This window comes from Streptomyces changanensis (genome assembly GCF_024600715.1).
Lineage (GTDB): Bacteria > Actinomycetota > Actinomycetes > Streptomycetales > Streptomycetaceae > Streptomyces > Streptomyces changanensis.
Genome location: NZ_CP102332.1, coordinates 5,376,479 through 5,398,370, shown reverse-complemented (window position 1 = coordinate 5,398,370; position 21,892 = coordinate 5,376,479). Strand labels below are relative to the sequence as shown.

Sequence of the window (21,892 nt, the reverse complement as noted above, 5' to 3'; positions counted from 1 at the left end):
CTACGGGGTCGGGGCCGTTCAGTCCGCCCCGCGCCCCGTCCCCGGGCGCCCGGCGTCCGTGCTCTTGGCGCCCGTGCCCGCGCCGGCGTCCGCGTCCGTGCCGGCGCCCGGACGCCCCTCCGTGCCCGTGCCGGTGCCGGTGCTCGTGCCGGAGCCCGCGTCCGTGCCGGCGTCCGGGCCCCCCTCCGTGCCCGTGCCCGTGCTCGTGCCCGTACCGGCGTCCGCGTCCGTGCCGGACGTGGACGCGGAGGCGGGAACGGGAGCCGCGGCCGGGGTCGGGGCGTGAGTCGGCGCCTGGGCCGGCACCGGTGCGTGGGTGGGTGCGGATGCGTACGCCGGTACGGGACCGCGTCCCGGGACGGGCCGGGCGGCCGCAGCGGGGGCCGGCCGCCGGGCCGCCCTGCGGGCCCGCCACGGGCGGCCGAACACCCGCCACAGGACGTACAGCAGCGCCGCCACCGCCAGCCACGGGGCCAGCGCCGCCAGGACGATCACCACCCACTTCACCGTCGCGGCCAGCGCGTCCCAACCGCCCGCCAGGGCGTCCAGCGGGCCGGGGTCGTCCTTCTCCGCCGGCTTCTGCGGGGTCCGCCGCTCCGAGAGCTCCAGGGTGATCGTGGCCAGCGCCGTACGGTCCTTCAGGGCGGCCTGCTGGGCGAGGAGCGACTCCAGCGCGGCCTGGCGGGTGCTCAGCTCCTGTTCCAGCGTCACCACGTCACTCAGCCGCGTGGCCTGGTCCATCAGCTTCCGGACCCGCTCCACGCTGGCCCGCTGGGTGGCGACGCGGCTGCCCACGTCCACCACCTGGTCGGTGACGTCCTTCGCCTCCGCCTTCCGCGACAGCAGCCGGCCCGCGCCGCTGAGCTCGCCGAGCACCTGCTCGTACGCCGCCTGCGGGACGCGCAGCACGATCCTCGACGTCATCCCGTCGGCCCCGTCGGGGCCCTGGCGGCGCCGTGTCGACTCGTCGGCGACGTGGCCGCCCGCCTTCGCCGCGGCGTCCCGCGCCCGCGCCAGCGCCTCGCCCGCGTCCACCACCTCCACCGACAGCTCCGCCGTCCTGATGACGTGCTGCTGCACCGCGGCCGGCGCCGCCCCCTTCGCGCCGCCCGCGCCGCCGCGGGCCGACTCGGGCCCGTACGCGGAGCCGGCGTCCGCGTCCCCCCGGGCCGCCTCGGGCGCGGCGGCCCGGTCGGCGGTCGACGACGTGCCGCCGTCCGCGCCGGCGCCGCACCCGGCGAGGGCCAGCGTGGCGCCGATCAGGACGGCCGCGCAGGCGTGCCGCGGTCGGGTTCGGTTCGGCATGGATGTCCCCCAAGGTGTCTCGTGCCGTGTCCAGTGACGCCGGTTCGACGCGCGGGACGGGGGACGTGGTTGCCCTTTCCCGGTTCCGAAAGGGTCACGGTCGGGCCGCGTCACGGCGTTTGAGAGAGTGGACCCATGAACGTGGACAACGTGGACACGCCCCACGGACGCGTCGTCGTCGTGGGCGGCGGCATCGCCGGACTCGCCGCCGCCCACCGCCTCCTGCTCGCGGGGCGGCGCGTGACGCTGCTGGAAGCCACCGGTCGGCTCGGCGGCAAGCTCCACGCCGGGCGGATCGCGGACGCCCCCGTCGACCTCGGGGCCGAGTCGATCCTGGCCCGCCGTCCCGAGGCGCTCGAACTGGCCCGCGCCGTCGGCCTCGGCGACCGGCTCCAGCCGCCCGCCACGACCCGTGCGTCCGTCTGGACCCGGGGCGCGCTGCGGCCGATGCCCCAGGGGCACGTCATGGGCGTCCCCGGCGACGCCCGCGGGCTCGGCGACCTGCTCTCGGCGGAGGGGCTGCGCGCGCTCGAAGGCGACCGCGCGCAGCCGCCCACCGAGCTCGGCGACGACGTCGCCATCGGTGCGTTCGTCGCCGAGCGGATGGGCCGCGAGATCGTCGACCGGCTCGTCGAACCCCTCCTCGGCGGGGTGTACGCGGGCGACTCGTACCGGATCTCCATGCGGGCCGCCGTGCCGAAGCTGTTCGAGGCCGCCCGCCGCCACGCCACCCTGACCGACGCCGTCCGCGCCGTGCAAGGCGCGGCGGCCCAGGTGCCCGCCGGCCCGGTCTTCATGGGCGTCGAGGGCGGGGTGGGGCGGTTGCCGCTCGCCGTCGCCGACGCGGTCACCGCCCTCGGCGGCGAGATCCGCACCGCCACCCCCGTCGACGCCCTCACCCGCCGTGCCGGGCGGGACGGAGGCGCCGGGACGTGGGAGGTCCGTACGGGGACGGAGGTCCTGCACGCCGACGCGGTGGTCCTCGCGACCCCCGCCCCGGCCGCGTCGCGGCTCCTCGCCGCGGTGTCGCCGGCCGCCGCCGCGGAGCTGGGCGCGATCGAGTACGCCTCGATGGCCCTCGTCACCCTCGCCTTCCGGCGCGCCGACCTCGCCGGCCTGCCCGAGGGCTCCGGCTTCCTGGTACCGCCGGTCGACGGCCGCACGATCAAGGCGTCCACGTTCTCCGGGCACAAGTGGAAGTGGGTCGACGAGGGGTCCGGCGACCTCTTCGTCCTGCGCGCCTCCGTCGGCCGGTACGGCGAGGAGGAGCACCTGGAGCGGGACGACGCCGACCTGGTCACGGCGTCGCTGCGGGACCTGGGGGACGCCGTCGGGCTCGCCGCGCGGCCGGTGGCCACCGAGGTCACCCGTTGGGTCGGCGGCCTGCCGCAGTACCCCGTCGGTCACCTGGGCCGGGTCGCCCGGATCCGCGACGCGGTCGCCGCGCTCCCCGCGCTGCGGGTGTGCGGGGCGGCGTACGACGGCGTGGGCGTCCCGGCGGTGGTCGCGGACGCGTGGCGGGCCGCGGACGAGATCATCGCCACGCCGACCCTGGCGCGGAGCACCGAGAGCGACGAGTGAGAATAGCCCTATGAGTGCGCCCGAAAAGATCCCGAACGCCGGTAAGAAGGCGAAGGACCTCAACGAGGTCATCCGCTACACCCTGTGGTCCGTCTTCCGACTGCGCGAGGCTCTGCCCGAGGACCGGAGCGGCTACGCCGACGAGGTCCAGGACCTGTTCGACCAGCTGGCCGCCAAGGACGTCACCGTCCGCGGCACCTACGACCTCTCCGGACTGCGCGCCGACGCCGACCTGATGATCTGGTGGCACGCGGAGACCTCGGACGAACTCCAGGAGGCGTACAACCTCTTCCGCCGCACCCGCCTCGGCCGCGCGCTGGAGCCCGTGTGGTCGAACATGGCGCTGCACCGCCCGGCCGAGTTCAACAAGTCGCACATCCCGGCGTTCCTCGCCGACGAGACGCCCCGCGACTACGTCAGCGTGTACCCGTTCGTGCGCTCGTACGACTGGTACCTGCTGCCCGACGAGGACCGCCGCCGCATGCTCGCCGACCACGGCAAGATGGCCCGCGGCTTCCCCGACGTCCGCGCCAACACGGTCGCCTCGTTCTCCCTCGGCGACTACGAGTGGATCCTCGCCTTCGAGGCGGACGAGCTGTACCGCATCGTCGACCTCATGCGCCACCTGCGGGCCAGCGAGGCGCGGATGCACGTCCGCGAGGAGGTCCCGTTCTACACCGGCCGCCGCAAGGCGGTCGCGGACCTGGTGGCGGGCCTGGCCTGACGGCCCGACAGCACGGTGGCGGCCGGGCATCCAGCCGGCCGCCGCCCCCCGACCCGGAAGATCAGACGGCGGACGCGAACCGTCCGCCGCTCCAGCGACACCGGGTCCGGCTCCGGGTGCGGCGCGCAGTTCCCTGCGCGCCGCACCGGCGTCACCCCCCAGGGCCTCCGCGCCAGGGCACTTTGCACTCCCACGGCCTCGCACCAGGGTCGTCCCACCCGCCCCTCCCCCGCGCCGCCGCTCCCCCGCCCGGCCGAGGGTGTCACCGATTTTCGTGCGGTTGAGGGGTGTCACCGCACCAGCGCCGCGCGGGCGGCGTGCACCAGCCGCGCCGCCCGGCCCGGCGGGCGGGGGGCCGACCGCTCCGCCCACCACCGGTACAGCCGGCGCCGCCCGGCCGCGTCCCCGGGCAGACCCGCGTCGAGCGCGTACCGGGCGAAGGCCAGGGCGTCCTGCCGGTAGCCGCCCGGCATCGGGCGGGAGCCCGCGTACGCCGCGAACGCGTCACGGTAGCCGTCGCCGAGCAGCCCGGGCAGCTCGGGGGCGACCTTCGCCACCACCCCGGCCCGCTTGCGCACCAGCGCCCCGGCCTGCACCCGCAGACGCGCCCCGTCGAACCCCTCCGGCGCGGGCGTCCCCGCCACGAGCGCCGACAGCAACGCCGCCTGGGCCAGCCCCAGCCGCTCCCGGGCCCCGTCCCGCACGACCGCCGTGCCCTCCGGCAGTGCCGCCGTCCCTTCCGGTGGCGCCGTCACGCCGTCCCGCAGCGCCGCGCCACCCGCGACCGGCCCCGACACCGCCGCCCCTCCACCCGCCGCCCGGCCCCTCGCCGTTCCCACCACGCGACCCGTCACCGCCCGCCCTGCCACCGCCCGTCCGGCCCCTCCACCCGCCGCCCCTCCACCCGCCGCCCGTCCCGGCGCGGTGACCGTGCCGCGGATCGTGGCCAGCTCCGCCGCCAGCTCGTCCTCCGGCGGGAAGTCGTCGTCGCGCTCCAGCAGCACCCCGGGCGGCGCCGCCCTCGACGCCAGCTCCGCCAGCAGGTCCAGGACGGCCGGCGGCACGGGATGGGCGTGCGTGTCGTGCCACACGCCGTCGCGCTGCACGCCGCCCGCCACGTGCACGTACGCGATGGCACCGGCCGGCAGCGCGGCGAGCGCCTCGTACGGGTCGTCGCCGCGGTTGACCCCGTTGGTGTGCAGGTTCGCCACGTCGACGAGGAGGCGGACGCCGGTGCGGTCGACCAGCTCCGTGAGGAACCGGCCCTCCGTCAGTTCGTCGTCGGGCCAGGAGAACAGCGCCGCCACGTTCTCCAGGGCGAGCGGCACGGGCAGCGCCTCCTGGGCGATGCGGACGTTCTCGCAGAGCACGTCCAGCGCCTCCCGGGTCCGCGGCACCGGCAGCAGGTGGCCGGCCTCCATCGCCGGCGACGCGGTGAGCGGCCCACCGGCCCGGACGAACGCGACGTGCTCGGTCACCAGCGGCGCGCCCAGGGCGGTCGCCGTCTCCGCGAGCCGCGCCAGCCGTCCCGGGTCGGGCCGCCCGGCGCCGCCCAGCCCGAGCGACACGCCGTGCGGGACCACGGTGACGCCCCGCTCGCGCAGCCGCACCAGGGAGGCGGGGAGGTGTCCGGCGCAGAGGTTCTCCGCGACGGCCTCCACCCACTCCACCCCGGGCAGCCGCTCCACCGCGTCCGCGATCTCCGGACGCCACCCGATGCCGATGCCGAGCCCCGTCATGTCTCCCCCTCGTCCGTACCGCTGGAGGGGTCATGGCCCCGTCACGGGGGCCGCCAACCGCGCCCCGCCGCTTTCAGAGCTTCATTTGAGCTTCGGCGGGAACGGCCGACGGGGCGGCGGACCGGCGGCGGAGGACGAAGGGCCGGCGGACCGGCGGGCGCGGGGGCGCCCCGGGTCTCACGGGCGGGTGGTCTCGATGGAGGTCGGCGGGCCCGGCCGGGCCGACGGCAGGGACGTGAACGTCTGCCCGGGCGCGGGCACGGCGGGGACCGGCGCGGGCGGCAGGTTGCCGTTGGGGGCCGGCGGCCCGGTGGGACTGGCGGTGGCCTGGCCGGCGGCCTCGTTGGCGATGGCGTCGAAGTCGACCCTGCCGGTCGCCTCCAGCATGGTGATGTGGTCCAGGACGGTCTGGTTGGCGTCCGAGGCGAGCTGGCGGATCAGGCTGTTGCGGGTGGTGTGCCGGACCTGCGCGACCAGGCCGAAGACCTTCCCGTGGGCGTTGCGCAGCAGGTTGGCGAACTTGGTCTCGTACTCGACCCCGCTCGCCGCGGACAGCTCCCGCAGCCAGCCCTGCTGCTGCTCGGTGGGCTGGTTCGGCAGCTCCACGCCGAGCTTCGCCGCGACGTCGCGGGCGCGCTGGTCGAGGTCGGTGTGGCCGACCACGAGGTGGTCGCCCGCGTCCCTGATGGCCTGCGTCGGGGCCCGCTCGACGGCCTGCTGCCCGGCGGGCAGCTCCCACAGTCCGGCCAGCCGCACCTTCACGAGGAAGTCCCGGTCGGTGGCCGACAGCGGGCCCCACTGCGTGGCCACGGACGACGCGTTGAGGTTGGCCTGCCCGGTGCCCGACCGGTCGGCGTACGACCAGACGGGGAACGCGAGCGCCGCGACCGTGGCGACGAGCGCCGCGATGATGAGTGCCGTTCCGTTGATGTGCCGCAGCACTGTGCCTCCCGACCCGTTCGACCTGCCTCACGGCGCTGGGAGGTACGTACGGCACGGGCGGGGCGTTCAACGCCCCCGACGCCGGCGCTCCACGGCCCGCCGCAGCGCGCCACCGGCCCGGGCGCCACCGGACCGCGCCACCGGACCGCGCGCCGTCAGGCCGCGCCGAGCGGGAAGTCGGAGACCACGGTCGCCGAGCCGGGGGCGACCTCCGTGAAACCCGCGTCGCGCACGACGGGGCGGTCGCTGCCCACCAGGGCGGCCCAGCGGGCGGGCGGTGCCGTACGGACCGCGAGCGGGAAGCCCGCCTCCCGCCAGGCGGCGCGGGTCCCCTCGTCCATGGCCCACCACAGGAGCTGCGCGCCGTGTCCGACCTGCGCCATCTCCTTGCCGGTCGACATGCGCAGTTCCGGGTTGAGCCACAGCACGGCACGTCCCGGCCCCGACGCGGGCGGGGGCGCGGGCGGCCCTGCGGGGTCGTCGAGCTCGGTGCCGGAGACCTGGAGGCGGGCGAGGTCCTTCGGCCAGCCGTCGAGGGGCACGGGCGGGAAGACCCGCACCTCGGCCTCCTCCCCGGTGACCGTGATGCCGGGCAACCGCTCGGCACGGCGCCACTCCGCGCCCCTGGCCCGCCGGACGACCTTGCGGATGCGGGCGTCCTGCCAGTCGCTGACCGCCCGGGCCCACGCGCCGTCGCCCGTGGAGCGCTCGTCCGTCAGCAGCACCAGCACGGCCCGCGCCGCGGTCTGCAGCGCGTCGGTGCGGGCGGGCGGGGCGGCCTTCTCCACCCGCACCACCAGGGGCAGGACGAACTGGGGCGCGGCGTCCCGGGTATCGCTCGCGGGCCTGTCGGTGTCGTTGCTGGTCACGGCCCCAGTCTGCCAGTCGGCCACCGGGCGTCCGGAGACGGCTCCGGGACCCGCGCCGGGAGAGGGCGGAGGACTACAGTCGTACACATGGACGAGAGCCGAGGTCACGCGGACACGTACCGCGGCACGCCGGACGCGCCGCAGGCACCGGCGGAGGCGGGCGCCCGGGGCGGGCCGCCGTTCGCCGACTGCGTGCTCTGCGGGGAGCCGACCGAGTACCCGGAGTCGACCAGGGGCGCCACGCTCTGCCCCGTCTGTGAGTGGCGGGAGGCCGAGCGCACCGCCTGCTCGGGCTAGGAGCGCGGCCCATCAGGCCGACATGACGTTTCCGCTGGCCCGGGGGCGCGACGGGCTCGGCCCGGGACGGGCTACCGCGCGGTGCGGGTGTGGACGTGCTCCACGAGCCGCGTCAGCGCGTCGGGGTCGGTCGTCGGCAGTACGCCGTGGCCGAGGTTGAAGACGTGGCCCTCCAGGTCGGCCGCCGCCCGCAGCACCCGGTCGGCCTGCTCCTCGACGGCCTCGCGCGGGGCGAAGAGGACGGCCGGGTCGAGGTTGCCCTGGAGCGCCTTGCCGGGGCCGACGCGGCGGACGGCCTCGTCCAGCGGGACGCGCCAGTCGACGCCGACGACGTCGGCGCCCGCCTCGCCCATGAGGCCCAGCAGCTCGCCGGTGCCGACACCGAAGTGGATGCGGGGCACGCCGTACCCGGCGACCGCGTCGAAGACCTTCGCCGAGGCGGGCATGACCGCGCGGCGGTAGTCGGCCGGGGAGAGGGCGCCCACCCAGGAGTCGAAGAGCTGCACGGCGGAGGCGCCGGCCTCGATCTGGACCTTGAGGAAGGCGGCGGTGATGTCGGCGAGCCGGTCCAGCAGGTCGGCCCACAGCTCGGGGTCGCCGTACATCAGGGCCTTGGTGTTCTCGTGGTTGCGTGAGGGGCCGCCCTCGACGAGGTAGCTCGCGAGGGTGAAGGGCGCACCCGCGAAGCCGATCAGCGGGGTGGCGCCGAGCTCGCCGGTGAGCATGCCGATCGCCTCGGTGACGTAGGCGACGTCGTCCGGCGTGAGCGCGCGCAGCCGCTCCAGGTCCGCGCGGCGGCGGATCGGCTCGGCGACGACGGGGCCGACCCCGGGCTTGATGTCGAGGTCGACACCGATCGCCTTGAGGGGCACGACGATGTCGCTGAAGAAGATCGCCGCGTCCACCCGGTGCCGGCGCACGGGCTGCATCGTGATCTCCGTGACCAGCTCGGGCCGCATGCAGGACTCCAGCATGGGGATGCCCTCGCGCACCTTCAGGTACTCGGGGAGCGAGCGCCCCGCCTGGCGCATGAACCAGACCGGCGTGTGCGGCACCGGCTCGCGCCGGCACGCCCGGAGGAAGGCGGAGTCGTACGTCTGCGTCGGGGGGCCCGAGGGGCGGGTGTTGGCACTCACGCCCAGAATCTTCGCACGGGCGGGCGCGCGGCCGTGCCCGGCGGCCCGCGCGGGGGCGGGTGTCCCTCCCTGCGCGCGGGCCCCGTTCCGCCTACTCTTCCCCGCATGGCTGCGGCTCAGGAACAGTTCTCCGATCACTCCGACGGCACCGAGGGCACGGGCGGCGGGGACGGTGACGCGCTGCCGCCCGTTTTCCGGCTCGCGGTCGACGCGCTCCGGGCGGCGCGGCTCCGCCCGGAGCTCGAGGTGGAGCCGTCGCCGCCGCCCCGGCGGCTCGCCCCGTACGCGTACGCGCTGGAGGCGACGGCCGTCCAGGACGGCCAGGACCTCGCGGACGGCCGGCTGGTGCTGCTGCACGACCCCGCGGGGCACGAGGCCTGGCACGGGACGTTCCGGCTGGTGACGCTGGTGCGGGCCGAGCTGGAGCCGGAGATGGCGGCGGACCCGCTGCTGCCGGAGGTGTGCTGGTCGTGGCTGACGGGTGCGCTCCAGGCACGGGGGCTGTCGTACGCGGAGGCGAGCGGGACGGTCACGCGGGCCGGGTCCCATTACTTCGGCGGACTGGCGGAGCGCCGTCCGGCGACGCAGATCGAGATCCGGGCGTCCTGGACGCCGCAGGAGGGCCGCAACGGCGCGCCGGACACGGCGGCGCACCTGACGGCGTGGGGTGACCTGCTGTGCCAGGTGGCGGGGCTGCCGCCGTCGGGGCCGGGCCCGGCGGAGGGCACGGCCGGGGTCGTCTCCCTCCCCCAGCGCCGCGGCCCGCACCACCCGTAGGACCCGCCCCGCCCTCGGGACCCGCCCCGCCCTCGGGACCCGCCCCGCCCTTGGGACCCGCGCCGCCGTCCAGGGAGCCGGCGGGCGGGCGGACCTCGCGGTGCGCCGGTCGTCGCGTCAACCGGCGGATGACGGTCCGGGCGGTCGTGCGCCCCTCGTCCGGAGGGAGCCTGGGCGCCTCCTGGTGAGAGGGAGGCGGTCGGGGTACGGGTGACGGCTCATTCGTAGGATGATCGATCACCCGTCCGAATTGCCCCAATTGTTACTCACCAAATCGTGATCTTCCTCTAAAGGCGGACGCGATTGCTGCCGAAGAGGTCTGTGACCCTTCCACACGGCTCGCCCCGGCCATCCCGGGCCGGCAGTGTTCCGCACCTTCCCAGGAGGCCTGGTGTCCGTTCTCCTCGAGCAGCCCGCAAGCCTGGTCGCCTACCGCCCGAACAAGCCGACGGCCATGGTCGTCGTGGCCGACCCGCGCGTCCGCTCCACCGTGACCCGCCATCTGTGGGCCCTGGGCGTGCGTGACGTCATCGAGGCTTCGTCCATCGCGGAGGCCCGCCCCCGAATCGGCAACCCGCGCGACATCTGCGTGGCCGACGTCCACCTGCCCGACGGTTCCGGACTCACCCTCCTGTCCGAGACCCGTGCCGCCGGCTGGCCCAACGGCCTGGCCCTGTCCGCCGCCGACGACATCGGCGCCGTCCGCAACGCCCTCGCCGGCGGCGTCAAGGGATACGTCGTCACCGGCACCCGCACCAACATCGGCCACCCGACCCGGCCCGGCGCCGCCCCCATCGGCTCCGCGGCCGCCCGCCTCCACCGCCGCCCCCCGGGTGCCCCGAGCCACCCGGGCGGCTACCGCGAGCTGTCCGGCCGCGAGGTCGAGGTGCTCCGACTGGTGGCGGAGGGCCAGTCGAACAAGGCGATCGGCGTCTCCATGGGCCTGTCCGCCCTCACGGTGAAGAGCCACCTCGCCCGCATCGCCCGCAAGCTGGGAACCGGCGACCGGGCCGGCATGGTCGCGGTCGCCCTGCGCACCGGCATCATCCACTGACCCCTCTCCCCCTCCCCCGCCCGCCGACGGAACGTTCCGTCGGCGGGCGCCCGCCGTTCACGGATACCCTTGACAGGTGACCGACGCCCAAGACACCGCAGCAGACACACCACTGCGAACCCCCGGGGGCGGCCCTCCGGACGACGGCGTCGCAGCCGACGGAGGCCCCGGCCCGGACCCGATCCCCCTGCTGGAGCCCCGCGAGGGGGTCCCCCCGGTGGTCGCCGACGCCGAGGCCCTGGCCCGGGTGATCGAGGCGTTCGCCGCCGGTACCGGACCCGTCGCCGTCGACGCCGAACGGGCGTCCGGTTACCGCTACGGCCAGCGCGCCTACCTGGTGCAGCTGCGCCGCGAGGGGGCCGGCACGGCGCTCGTCGACCCGGTGGGCTGCCCCGACCTGTCCGCCCTCGGCGAGGCGCTCGCCGACACCGAGTGGATCCTCCACGCGGCCACCCAGGACCTGCCGTGCCTGCGCGACATAGGCATGGTCCCCACCGAGCTGTTCGACACGGAGCTGGCCGGCCGCCTCGCGGGGTTCCCCCGGGTCGGCCTCGGCGCGATGGTCGAGTCCGTCCTCGGGTACGTCCTGGAGAAGGGCCACTCGGCCGTCGACTGGTCGACCCGCCCGCTGCCCGAGCCGTGGCTGCGGTACGCCGCGCTGGACGTCGAGCTCCTCGTCGACCTGCGTGACGCGCTGGAGAAGGAGCTCGACCGGCAGGGCAAGCTCGCATGGGCCCGCCAGGAGTTCGACGCCATCGCCTCCGCCCCTCCCGCGCCGCCCCGCAAGGACCCCTGGCGCCGTACCTCCGGCATGCACAAGGTGCGCCGCCGCCGTCAGATGGCGGTCGTCCGGGAGCTGTGGACCGCCCGTGACCGGATCGCGCAGCGCCGCGACGTGTCGCCCGGCAAGGTCCTCAGCGACGCCGCGATCGTCGAGGCGGCGCTCGCCCTCCCGGCGAACGTGCAGGCGCTGACCGCCCTGCCCGGCTTCGGCACCCGCATGGGGCGCCGTCAGCTGGAGCAGTGGCAGGCCTCCGTCGACCGGGCCAGGGCGCTGCCCGAGGCGCAGCTGCCACAGCCCGGCCAGGCCGTCACCGGCCCGCCGCCGCCGCGCGCCTGGGCCGACAAGGACCCGGTGGCCGCGGCGCGGCTGTCCGCGGCCCGTACGGCGATCTCGGCGCTGGCCGAGTCGCTGAACCTGCCGCAGGAGAACCTGATCACCCCGGACACGGTCCGCCGCGTCTGCTGGGAGCCGCCGCAGGACCCGACGCCGGAGACGGTGGCCGAGGTCCTCGCCGGGTACGGCGCCCGCCCCTGGCAGGTGGAGCAGGTCACCCCGGCGCTCGTGAAGGCCCTGCGGGTGACGCAGGCCTGACCACCCGTACCGGGACCGGCCCGCCACGTCGCGCGGCGCCCGCCGCACCCGGCTCGACGCCCGCCGTACCGGGGCGGTGCCCGCCGTACCGGGATGGCGCCCGCCGTACCGGGGCGGTGCCCGCCGTACCGGGGCGGCGCCCGCCGTACCGGGGCGGCTCCCCCGCCGTGCCCCGGCCCGGCTCCCTGCGCCGTCCCGTCCCCCGCGGACGGGGCGGACCCCGCCGCCGGGCGGGCCGGGGCGGGGTCCACAGGGTGCGTCGGGCACCGGGCGGGGGCCGGTGACGGTCAGACCTCCGCGGGGAAGCGCTGCCAGACGCGGTGGCGGGCGAGCAGGCCGACCACGTCGCCCAGCGCGCGCTCGCCGTCCTCCGCCACGAGCACGCCGGGCGCGTCCGCCGGCACCCCCGCCGCCCGCAGGACCGTGTCGCCGCCCGCCCAGGCGGCGAGGGCCTTCGCGTGCCGGAACGCCTCGGCCACCATCAGCAGCACCCGCGGGTCGGTGCCCGCCGCGCCGGCGGCCGTGCCGCCGGCCTTCGCGTCGCGGGCGCCGTAGGCGTCGGCCCCCGGACCCGGCACGCCCGCCAGGAGCAGCGCGTCGAACTCGGTGGAGCGGGCCGTGGCGAACGTCCGCTGGACCGTGATCGGCTCGCCGTCCGCGTCGAGCACGCCGCCCGCCGGGGCGATGACCAGGGGGACCAGTCCCGCCTCCAGCGCGGCCCGGCGCACCGCCCGCACCCCGTCCAGGTCGCCGTCCGCCGCCGTCAGGATGCCGATGATGCGGCCCTCGACCGGCCAGGTGTGGCCCAGCTGCGACAGGGCGGGGCTGGGCGCCACGTCGGCCGGTGCCACGGTGGGCTCGGGCGCCGGGAGGCCGAGGCCCTGGGCGACCCGCCGGCACAGCTCGGAGTCGATGTTGGCGAGCACCCGCAGGCCGCGCTCCTTGATCGCCTGCTCGTGGCACTTGCCCAGTTCGAAGGTGTAGGCGGCGATGATGTGCTCGCGCTCGGCCGGGGACATGCTCAGCCAGAAACGGCGCGGCTGGCTGAAGTGGTCGGCGAACGACTCGGGCGCCTCGCGGACCTTGCGGGCCGCCGGGACCTCGACGGGCGTCTCGACGAAGGCGCCGGTGTCCGCCCCGGCCAGGAAGGGGCAGCCGCCGTCGAGCGAGTTCGGGCGGTACGGGGCGACGCCGCGGTGGACCGCCGTCTGGTGCATGCCGTCGCGGAACATGTCGTTGACCGGGGCGTGCGGGCGGTTGATCGGGATCTGGGCGAAGTTCGGCCCGCCCAGTCGGCTGATCTGCGTGTCGAGGTACGAGAAGAGCCGCCCGGCGAGCAGCGGGTCGTCGGTGATGTCGATGCCCGGCACGAGGTGGCCGGGGTGGAAGGCGACCTGCTCGGTCTCGGCGAAGAAGTTGGAGGGGTTGGCGTTGAGGGTGAGCAGCCCGATCGGCTGCACCGGCGCCAGCTCCTCGGGGACGATGTTGGTGGGGTCGAGCAGGTCGATGCCCTCGAAGGTCTGGTCCGGGGTGTCGGGGAAGGTCTGGACGCCCAGTTCCCACTGCGGGTACGCGCCGGCCTCGATGGCGTCGGCCAGGTCGCGGCGGTGGAAGTCCGGGTCGACGCCGTTGATGATCTGCGCCTCCTCCCAGACCAGCGAGTGGACGCCCAGCTTCGGCTTCCAGTGGAACTTGGCCAGCGTGGTCCCGCCCTCCGCGTCGACCAGGCGGAAGGTGTGGACGCCGAAGCCCTCCATCATCCGGTAGGAGCGCGGGATGCCGCGGTCCGACATGTTCCACAGCGTGTGGTGCGTGGCCTCGGTGTGCAGGGTGACGAAGTCCCAGAAGGTGTCGTGGGCGCTCTGCGCCTGCGGGATCTCCCGGTCGGGGTGCGGCTTGGCCGCGTGGACGACGTCGGGGAACTTGACCGCGTCCTGGATGAAGAAGACCGGGATGTTGTTGCCGACCAGGTCGAAGGTGCCCTCGCTGGTGTAGAACTTCGTCGCGAAGCCGCGGGTGTCGCGGACGGTGTCCGCCGATCCGCGTGAGCCGAGGACCGTGGAGAAGCGGACGAAGACCGGCGTCTCGACGCCCTTGCCGAGGAAGGCCGCTCGGCAGACGCCGGACGCCGTGCCGTACCCCTGGAAGATCCCGTGGGCGGCGGCGCCGCGGGCGTGGACCACCCGCTCCGGGATGCGCTCGTGGTCGAAGTGCGTGATCTTCTCGCGCAGGTGGTGGTCCTGCAGGAGGACCGGTCCCCGCGCGCCGGCCTTCAGCGAGTGGTCGGTGTCGTACAGCCGCGTGCCCTGCGCCGTGGTGAGGTACGCGCCGCTCTGCGCCATCCGGGCGGGGTCGGCGCCGGTCGGCTGGCCGGTCGGGCTGACGGTTTCCGGTCCCCGCTGGTCGGGCTTGGGCGGCAGGGGCTCACGCGGCTCGGTGGGTTCGTCCACCCGCGCGGGCTCGGGAGCGGGCGCGCCGGGGGCGGGGGGGTTGTGCACGGGACCTCCAGGGTGGGGCGAGGGATCGCATGAGCCTTGACCGCCGCGGCGCCCGGGGTAACGCTGGGTGGACGTACGTCCGTCCATCGGCACACGCGGAGGCGCGGTGATCGCCCGTCTGCCCCGGGACGGGCCTTTCGAACGGCCCTTTCGCGCCACGCCCGACCGCGCCGACCCCTACGCCGACCCGGTGTGACCTTCGACGCTCCGGGCCGGGGGACTGTGCAGCCTGGTTACCCGTAAGTAGCATGGGGGCAGCAAGCGCGCGCTTAGGCGCGTCGCCGCAGCAGTGCCACCCCGCACCCTGGAGGAGAGCCATCGTGCCTCGTACCGTCAGGGACGTCGTCTTCGTCGACGGCGTCCGCACCCCGTTCGGCAAGGCGGGCCCGAAGGGCATCTACCACGAGACCCGCGCCGACGATCTCGTCGTGAAGGCCATCCGGGAGCTGCTGCGCCGCAACCCCGGCCTCGACCCCGCGAAGGTCGACGAGGTCGCCGTGGCCGCCACCACGCAGATCGGCGACCAGGGCCTCACCATCGGCCGCATGGCCGGCATCCTCGCCGGTCTGCCGCAGTCGGTCCCCGGCTACGCCATCGACCGCATGTGCGCCGGCGCCCTCACCGCGGTGACCACGACCGCCGGCTCCATCGCCTTCGGCGCGTACGACGTCGCCATCGCGGGCGGTGTCGAGCACATGGGCCGCCACCCGATGGGCGAGGGCGCCGACCCGAACCCGCGCTTCGTGTCGGAGAAGCTGGTCGACGAGTCGGCCCTCTTCATGGGCATGACCGCGGAGAACCTCCACGACCGGTACCCGCACATCACCAAGCTGCGCGCCGACGAGTACGCCGTGCGCTCCCAGGAGAAGGCCGCCAAGGCGTACGCCAACGGCAAGATCCAGCAGGACCTGGTGCCGATCTCCGTGCGCCGCACCAACGCCGAGGCGGGCGAGACCGGCTGGGGCCTGGTCACCGCCGACGAGCCGATGCGCCCGGGCACCACGCTCGAGAGCCTGGCCAACCTGAAGACGCCGTTCCGCGTCCACGGCCGGGTCACCGCGGGCAACGCGGCCGGCCTCAACGACGGCGCCACCGCGTCGATCATCGCGTCCGAGGACTTCGCCCGCGAGAACGACCTGCCCGTCAAGATGCGCCTCGTGTCGTACGCCTTCGCGGGCGTCGAGCCGGAGGTCATGGGCTACGGCCCGATCCCGGCGACCGAGAAGGCCCTCGCCAAGGCGGGCCTCTCCATCGGCGACATCGGCCTGTTCGAGATCAACGAGGCGTTCGCCGTCCAGGTGCTCTCCTTCCTCGACCACTACGGCATCGCCGACGACGACGCGCGCGTCAACCAGTACGGCGGCGCCATCGCCTACGGCCACCCCCTGGCCTCCTCCGGCGTGCGCCTCATGACCCAGCTGGCCCGGCAGTTCGAGGAGCAGCCGGAGGTCCGCTACGGCCTCACCACCATGTGCGTCGGCTTCGGCATGGGCGCCACGGTCATCTGGGAGAACCCGAACCACAAGGACGCCGGAGGCAGCAAGTGAGCACCACCGCTGAGCTTTTGAAGGGTGCGGCCGAGCTGTTCCCGGACGAGGTCGTCACCCAGGCGCACGTACGCCACTTCGACCTGCCCCTCGGCGCGGGCCGCTTCGCGCTGATCACGCTGGACAACGGCTTCGACCACACCAAGCCGACCACCTTCGGCCCGCAGTCGCTCGGCAACCTCGACGCCGCGATCGACCAGGTCGAGAAGGAGGCCGCCGACGGCGAGATCGTCGGTGTCGGCCTCACCGGCAAGCCCTTCATCTTCGCGGTCGGCGCCGACCTCAAGGGCGTCGAGCTGCTCAAGCGCCACGAGGACGCGCTGGCCATCGGCAAGGGCGGCCACGACGTCTTCAAGCGCCTCTCCGCGCTGGCCGTCCCCACCTTCGCGTACTACAACGGCGCGGCGATGGGCGGCGGCGTCGAGGCCGGTCTGCACTGCACGTACCGCACCGTGTCCGCCGCCCTGCCGGCGTTCTCGCTGCCCGAGGTCTTCCTCGGCCTGGTCCCCGGCTGGGGCGGCTGCGCCATCCTGCCGAACCTGATCGGCGCGGACCGGGCGGTCTCGGTGATCATCGAGAACTCGCTCAACCAGAACCGTCAGCTCAAGGGCAAGCAGGTCTACGAGCTCGGCATCGCCGACGCCCTCTTCGAGGGTGCGGACTTCCTGGAGCAGTCGCTGCTGTGGACCGCGTCCGTCCTCAAGGGCGAGATCGCGGTCGAGCGCCCGGACGTCGACCGCGGCGAGGCCTGGGACGCCGCCGTGGCCCGTGGCCGGTTCATCGCGGACTCCAAGGTGCACGGCGCGGCCCCGGCCGCCTACCGGGCCCTCGACATCATCGCCGCGGCCAAGGACGGGGACCTCCAGAAGGGCTTCGACGCCGAGGACGCCGCCCTCGCCGACCTGATCATGGGTGGCGAGCTGCGCTCCGGCATCTACGCCTTCAACCTGGTGCAGAAGCGCGCCAAGCGCCCGGTCGGCGCCCCGGACAAGAGCCTGGCCCGCCCGGTCACCAAGGTCGGCGTCGTCGGCGCCGGCCTCATGGCCTCGCAGCTGGCGCTGCTCTTCCTGCGCCGCCTGGAGGTCCCGGTCGTCCTCACCGACATCGACCAGGAGCGCGTCGACAAGGGTGTGGGCTACGTCCACGCCGAGATCGACAAGCTGCTCGGCAAGGGCCGCATCCACCAGGACAAGGCCAACCGCCTCAAGGCGCTGGTGTCCGGCGTCCTGGACAAGGCCGAGGGCTTCGCGGACGCGGACTTCATCATCGAGGCCGTGTTCGAGGAGATGTCGGTCAAGCAGAAGGTGTTCGCCGAGGTGGAGGCCGTCGCCCCCGCCCACGCGGTCCTCGCGACCAACACCTCGTCGCTGTCGGTGTCGGAGATGGCCTCGAAGCTCCGGCACCCGGAGCGGGTCGTGGGCTTCCACTTCTTCAACCCGGTCGCGATCCTGCCGCTGCTGGAGATCGTCCGCGGCGAGCAGACGGACGACGCCTCCCTCGCTACCGCGTTCGCCGTGGCGAAGAAGCTGAAGAAGACCGCGGTGCTGGTGAAGGACGCCCCGGCGTTCGTCGTCAACCGCATCCTCACCCGCTTCATGGGCGAGATCCAGAACGTCATCGACGAGGGCACCCCGGTCGCCACGGCCGAGAAGGCCGTGGAGCCGCTCGGCCTGCCGATGTCGCCGCTGGTCCTGCTGGAGCTGGTCGGCCCCGCGATCGGCCTGCACGTGTCGGAGACGCTGAACCGCTCCTTCCCGGACCGGTTCACCGTGTCCCCGAACCTCAAGGCGGTCGTCGAGGCGGGCAAGCGCGGCTTCTACGTCTACGACTCGGGCAAGCCGGAGCTGGACCCCGAGGTCGCCGCGCTGCTGAAGCAGGGCGACACCGTCCTGACCGAGGAGCAGGTCCGCGACCGCGTGCTCGACGCCGTGGCCCAGGAGATCGGGCTGATGCTGGAGGAGGGTGTCGTCGCCGAGGCGCAGGACATCGACCTCTGCCTGATCACCGGCGCCGGCTGGCCCTTCCACCTGGGCGGCATCACGCCGTACCTGGACCGCGAGGGCGTGTCGGAGCGCGTGAACGGCAAGCGGTTCCTCGCGCAGGGCGTCGCCAGCGTCCCGGCGTGACCACCGCGCAGTGAACGCCCGGACGGGCCGCACGGGATCCTCCCGTGCGGCCCGTCCGCCGTTTCGGACACGATCCCCTATTCGCCGCCGGGCGACACACGCGTGGCCTGATGGTGGTACATCCGCCAGCCCCCGGCTCCGGCTCTCTTCCGCCAGATCGAACTGTGCCGGGTCCTGAGCCCGCCCAGCCTCGTCTCGAACGTCAGGTGTACCAGGCCGGGGGCGAGCCGCACACCCGAGATCCCCGAGGGCTCGAAGCGGGGGCCGTCCGCCGAGCTGCCCGGATGATCGGGCAGCTCGGCGAGCATGGTGGCGTACGTCCAACGCCGACCCGACCCGCCGACCTCCACGAACTCGGGGTCGAGGAGCTGGGCGGCGAGTTCCCGCGACGCACGCACGCGCGGGTCCATCAACCGCAACTCGCCCGCGATCGCCTGGGCCACCTCGTCCGTCGTACCGTCCATGGACACATCCTCCCCCCCACCCGCCGCCCCCTCGGCAACCCCGTTCCGCCGCCACCGGCCACGCGGCCGGCGGCGACGCAGGCCGGGCGGCGCGGTGACGGGTGGCGGGTGGGGCGCGCGGGCACCGTTGCCGCGCCGGCCCGGCGGCGGGTGCGGGGCACGAGCACCATGGACGCGGCCCGGCGGCCCGGTGGCGCGCGGGCCCAGCGGCGCGGTGGGGGCGGTCTCTCCGTGGTGGTCGGCGCCGACGGCGGGGCGGCGGCCGCTCTGGCCCGGTGGCGGGTGGCGGGTGGCGGGTGGCGGGTGGGGGCAGCGCAGGCACCGTTGGGCGGTGCAGGCACGTTGCCGCTCTACCCGGCAGCGCGCGATAGGTGGGGGCGGCGCAGGCACCGTTGCCTTTCTGACCCGGTGGCGGGTGGCGGGTGGCGGGTGGCGGCAACGCAGGCCCGGCGGCGGGGTGGCGGGCAGCGGCGGCCCAGGCACGATGGCCGCGCAGGCCTGGTGGCCCGGCGGCGGGTGGCGGCGGCAGCGCGGGCCCGGTGGCGAGTGGGGGCGGTGGGTCTGCCGGCAGCCGCTCCGTGGTGATAGGCGGCGACGGCGGGTCGGCGGCCGCTGCCGCCAGGGTGGCGGCCGCACAGGCCCGGTGGCTGGTGGTGGCGGCACAGGCCCGGTGGCCGCTCTGGCTCGCCCGCGCGGGGCGGGGGGGCGCGGCGCAGGCACGGTGGCCGCGCAAACCCGGCGGCGCGGTGGCGGGTGGCCGGTGGCGGCGCAGGCCTGGTGGCCCAACGGCGCGGTGGCCCGGTGGCCTCGTAGGCGCGGTGGCGGGTGGGGGCGGTCGCTTCGTGATGGTCGGCGGCGACGGCGGGGCGGCGGCCGCTGCGCCCGGGGTGCCGGCGACGGTCAGCACGCGGTCACGGGCGGCGGCGGGGCGGTGGGCGTCGGCCGCCGGCCCGCTGCGAACCGTCAGCGGCGACACCGGTGCGCCGCCGGCGGGGTGGCGGACCGGCGGCCGGTCGGGCGACCGACGGGACGGCGGACGGTGAGGCGGCAGACGGGGCGGCCGACGGTGGGGCGGGGGCCGTCGGTCCTCGGGGGCGTGAGGACCACCGGGCGGGGTGGCGCGTCGCGCGCCACCCCGCCCGTCGTGGTCAGTCCTCCGCGGCGAGTGCCTCGATGATCTGCTCGCCGTACTTGGCGAGCTTGTTCTCGCCGACGCCGCTGACCGCGCCGAGCTCGGCGAGGGTCGAGGGCGGCGCCGCGGCGATCTCCCTCAGCGTCGCGTCGTGGAAGACGACGTACGCCGGGACGCCCTGCTCCTTGGCGGTGGCCGCGCGCCACGCCCGCAGCCGCTCGAAGACGGGCAGCGCCTCGTCCGGCAGGTCGACGGGCGCGGCCTTCCGCTTCCCCGCCGCACCGCCCCGGCCACCGGCGCGCGCGGGCTTCTCCGGCTCGCTGCGCAGCAGCACCCGGCGGCGGCCGGCGAGCACCTCGGCGGACTCGTCGGTGAGGACGAGGGTGTTGTACTCGCCCTGCACCGCGAGGAGCCGCTGGGCGAGCAGCTGGCGGACCACGCCGCGCCACTGCGCCTCCGTCAGCTCCGTGCCGATCCCGAAGACGCTCAGCGCGTCGTGGTCGAAGCGGATGACCTTGTCGGTCTTCCGGCCGAGGAGGATGTCGACGATCTGGCCGACGCCGAAGGACTGGTTCCGCTCCCGCTTGAGCCGGACGACGGTCGACAGGGCCTTCTGCGCCGCGACCGTGCCGTCCCACGTGCTGGGCGGCGTCAGGCACGTGTCGCAGTTGCCGCAGGGGCCGCTCTCCTGCCCGAAGTAGGCGAGCAGCTGGACGCGGCGGCACTCGACGGTCTCGCACAGGGCCAGCATGGCGTCGAGGTGGGCGGCGAGACGGCGGCGGTGCTCCTCGTCGCCCTCACTGGTGTCGATCATGCGGCGCTGCTGCACGACGTCGTTGAGCCCGTACGCCAGCCAGGCCGTGGAGGGCAGGCCGTCGCGGCCGGCGCGGCCCGTCTCCTGGTAGTAGCCCTCGACGGACTTCGGCAGGTCGAGGTGGGCGACGAACCGGACGTCCGGCTTGTCGATGCCCATGCCGAAGGCGATCGTGGCGACGACGACCAGGCCGTCCTCCCGGAGGAAGCGCGACTGGTTCTCGGCGCGGGTGCGGGCGTCGAGCCCCGCGTGGTACGGGACGGCGTCGATGCCGTGCTCGACGAGGTACGCGGCGGTCTTCTCCACCGAGGCGCGGGACAGGCAGTAGACGATGCCGGCGTCGCCCTCGTGCTCGCCGCGCAGGAGGGCGAGGAGCTGCTTGCGCGGCTCGTTCTTCGGGGCGATCCGGTACTGGATGTTGGGCCGGTCGAAGCTCGCGACGAAGTGGCGGGCGTCCTGGAGCTTCAGCCGGGAGGCGATCTCCGCGTGCGTCGCCCGCGTCGCGGTCGCCGTGAGGGCGATGCGCGGCACGTCGGGCCAGCGCTCGTGGAGCTGCGACAGCTGGAGGTAGTCCGGGCGGAAGTCGTGGCCCCACTGGGCGACGCAGTGCGCCTCGTCGATGGCGAACAGCGCGATCTTCCCCCGCTCCAGCAGCCGCAGCGTCGACTCGACGCGCAGCCGCTCGGGCGCCAGGTAGAGCAGGTCCAGCTCACCGGCGGCGAACTCCGCCTCGACCAGCCGCCGCTCGTCGAGGTCCTGCGTCGAGTTGAGGAACCCGGCCCGCACGCCCACCGCGCGCAGGGCGTCCACCTGGTCCTGCATGAGCGCGATGAGCGGCGAGACGACGACGCCGACACCGGGGCGGACCAGTGCGGGGATCTGGTAGCAGAGCGACTTGCCGCCGCCGGTCGGCATGAGGACGAGCGCGTCACCACCGCCCACGACGTGGTCGATGATCTCCCGCTGCTCACCGCGGAACGAGTCGTAGCCGAAGACCCGGCCGAGGACCCGCAGGGCCTCGTCCGCGTCGGATGCGTGCGGGGAAGTCATTCGGCAATACTACGAGCGCCGCACGGGGCCCGGGGACCTCCGACCGCCGCCTGTGGATAACGTGGGGGCCATGACGTCCCCCCTGCTGATCGTCGACGCGGCGAACGTCGTCGGCTCCGTACCGGACGGCTGGTGGCGTGACCGCCGGGCGGCCGCCGAGCGGCTGCGCGACCACCTCGCCGGGTACGCCGCCGGGGGTGTGCCCGGTCTGCTGCCGGGGCCGCTCGACATCGTGCTGGTCGTGGAGGGGCGGGCGCGCGGCGTCGAGCCGGTCGACGGCGTGCGGGTCGTGGCGGCCCCGGCGGACGGCGACGCCACCATCGCGGAGCTGGCCCGCGCGGCGGCGGACCGCCCGTGTGTGGTCGTCACCGCCGACCGGGAGCTGCGCCACCGCGTCACCGCGTACGGCGCCCGCTGCGCCGGCCCGCGCACGGTACGTCCCGCCTGACCCGGCCCCGACCC

Annotated in this window: 17 protein-coding genes; 9 read left to right on the top strand and 8 right to left on the bottom strand. The window is 75.3% G+C overall.

The window, feature by feature from the left end; all coding sequences use genetic code 11:
- Positions 1-18 precede the first annotated feature (18 nt).
- Positions 19-1,305 (bottom strand): DUF4349 domain-containing protein, encoded by a 1,287-nt coding sequence (locus tag NRO40_RS23585; protein ID WP_079047106.1) that lies wholly within the window; start codon positions 1,303-1,305, stop codon positions 19-21.
- A gap of 135 nt (positions 1,306-1,440) precedes the next feature.
- Here NRO40_RS23585 and hemG point away from each other — a divergent pair, with 135 nt between their 5' ends.
- Both hemG and hemQ read left to right on the top strand, forming a co-directional pair.
- Positions 1,441-2,886 (top strand): protoporphyrinogen oxidase, encoded by a 1,446-nt coding sequence (hemG, locus tag NRO40_RS23580; RefSeq protein ID WP_058942558.1) that lies wholly within the window; start codon positions 1,441-1,443, stop codon positions 2,884-2,886.
- Between the two features lie 10 nt (positions 2,887-2,896).
- A complete protein-coding gene (gene hemQ / locus NRO40_RS23575) occupies positions 2,897-3,610 on the top strand; it encodes a hydrogen peroxide-dependent heme synthase (protein WP_058942559.1) in 714 nt (237 codons plus the stop codon).
- Between the two features lie 290 nt (positions 3,611-3,900).
- Here the strand turns inward: hemQ and NRO40_RS23570 are convergent, their stop codons facing one another.
- The 3 genes from NRO40_RS23570 to NRO40_RS23560 all read right to left on the bottom strand — a co-directional run bounded on the left by NRO40_RS23570 (position 3,901) and on the right by NRO40_RS23560 (position 7,184).
- Entirely contained in the window at positions 3,901-5,349 is a 1,449-nt protein-coding gene (locus tag NRO40_RS23570; RefSeq protein WP_058942560.1) for a DUF692 domain-containing protein, read from the bottom strand.
- A 177-nt stretch (positions 5,350-5,526) separates the two neighbouring features.
- Positions 5,527-6,288, bottom strand: coding sequence for a DUF4142 domain-containing protein (locus tag NRO40_RS23565; protein WP_198549354.1), 762 nt, complete (start codon positions 6,286-6,288; stop codon positions 5,527-5,529).
- A 158-nt stretch (positions 6,289-6,446) separates the two neighbouring features.
- Positions 6,447-7,184, bottom strand: coding sequence for a peptidyl-tRNA hydrolase (locus tag NRO40_RS23560; protein WP_107115108.1), 738 nt, complete (start codon positions 7,182-7,184; stop codon positions 6,447-6,449).
- A 63-nt stretch (positions 7,185-7,247) separates the two neighbouring features.
- On the opposite strand from NRO40_RS23560, the gene NRO40_RS23555 reads away from it, so the two are divergent.
- On the top strand, positions 7,248-7,457 hold the full coding sequence (locus NRO40_RS23555) for a hypothetical protein (protein WP_058942562.1): 210 nt from the start codon (positions 7,248-7,250) through the stop codon (positions 7,455-7,457).
- A 71-nt stretch (positions 7,458-7,528) separates the two neighbouring features.
- On the opposite strand, the gene hemE is transcribed toward NRO40_RS23555, so the two are convergent.
- Entirely contained in the window at positions 7,529-8,593 is a 1,065-nt protein-coding gene (hemE, locus tag NRO40_RS23550; protein ID WP_058942563.1) for a uroporphyrinogen decarboxylase, read from the bottom strand.
- A 105-nt stretch (positions 8,594-8,698) separates the two neighbouring features.
- Between hemE and NRO40_RS23545 the strand changes: the two genes are divergently transcribed.
- The 3 genes from NRO40_RS23545 (at position 8,699) to NRO40_RS23535 (ending at position 11,799) form a co-directional block, all read left to right on the top strand.
- A complete protein-coding gene (locus NRO40_RS23545; RefSeq protein ID WP_058942564.1) occupies positions 8,699-9,370 on the top strand; it encodes a DUF3000 domain-containing protein in 672 nt (223 codons plus the stop codon).
- Between the two features lie 391 nt (positions 9,371-9,761).
- On the top strand, positions 9,762-10,424 hold the full coding sequence (locus NRO40_RS23540) for a response regulator transcription factor (protein ID WP_023590528.1): 663 nt from the start codon (positions 9,762-9,764) through the stop codon (positions 10,422-10,424).
- 76 nt (positions 10,425-10,500) lie between these two features.
- Positions 10,501-11,799, top strand: a complete 1,299-nt coding sequence (locus NRO40_RS23535) for a ribonuclease D (RefSeq protein ID WP_079047108.1) — start codon at positions 10,501-10,503, stop codon at positions 11,797-11,799.
- Positions 11,800-12,086: 287 nt separating this feature from the next.
- On the opposite strand, the gene NRO40_RS23530 is transcribed toward NRO40_RS23535, so the two are convergent.
- Positions 12,087-14,297 carry a catalase gene (locus tag NRO40_RS23530; protein WP_058942565.1) on the bottom strand — a complete coding sequence of 737 codons (2,211 nt, stop codon included), beginning with the start codon at positions 14,295-14,297 and terminating at the stop codon, positions 12,087-12,089.
- A 320-nt stretch (positions 14,298-14,617) separates the two neighbouring features.
- Between NRO40_RS23530 and NRO40_RS23525 the strand changes: the two genes are divergently transcribed.
- Entirely contained in the window at positions 14,618-15,844 is a 1,227-nt protein-coding gene (locus NRO40_RS23525; protein WP_058942566.1) for a thiolase family protein, read from the top strand.
- Positions 15,841-17,970, top strand: a complete 2,130-nt coding sequence (locus NRO40_RS23520) for a 3-hydroxyacyl-CoA dehydrogenase NAD-binding domain-containing protein (protein ID WP_058942567.1) — start codon at positions 15,841-15,843, stop codon at positions 17,968-17,970. Before NRO40_RS23525 ends, NRO40_RS23520 begins: the two co-directional genes overlap by 4 nt.
- A gap of 77 nt (positions 17,971-18,047) precedes the next feature.
- On the opposite strand, the gene NRO40_RS23515 is transcribed toward NRO40_RS23520, so the two are convergent.
- Entirely contained in the window at positions 18,048-18,434 is a 387-nt protein-coding gene (locus NRO40_RS23515; protein WP_058942568.1) for a nuclear transport factor 2 family protein, read from the bottom strand.
- A 1,148-nt stretch (positions 18,435-19,582) separates the two neighbouring features.
- Positions 19,583-21,430 (bottom strand): DNA helicase RecQ, encoded by a 1,848-nt coding sequence (gene recQ / locus NRO40_RS23510; RefSeq protein ID WP_058945504.1) that lies wholly within the window; start codon positions 21,428-21,430, stop codon positions 19,583-19,585.
- A gap of 70 nt (positions 21,431-21,500) precedes the next feature.
- Between recQ and NRO40_RS23505 the strand changes: the two genes are divergently transcribed.
- Positions 21,501-21,878, top strand: coding sequence for an NYN domain-containing protein (locus NRO40_RS23505; protein ID WP_058945505.1), 378 nt, complete (start codon positions 21,501-21,503; stop codon positions 21,876-21,878).
- Positions 21,879-21,892 lie beyond the last annotated feature (14 nt).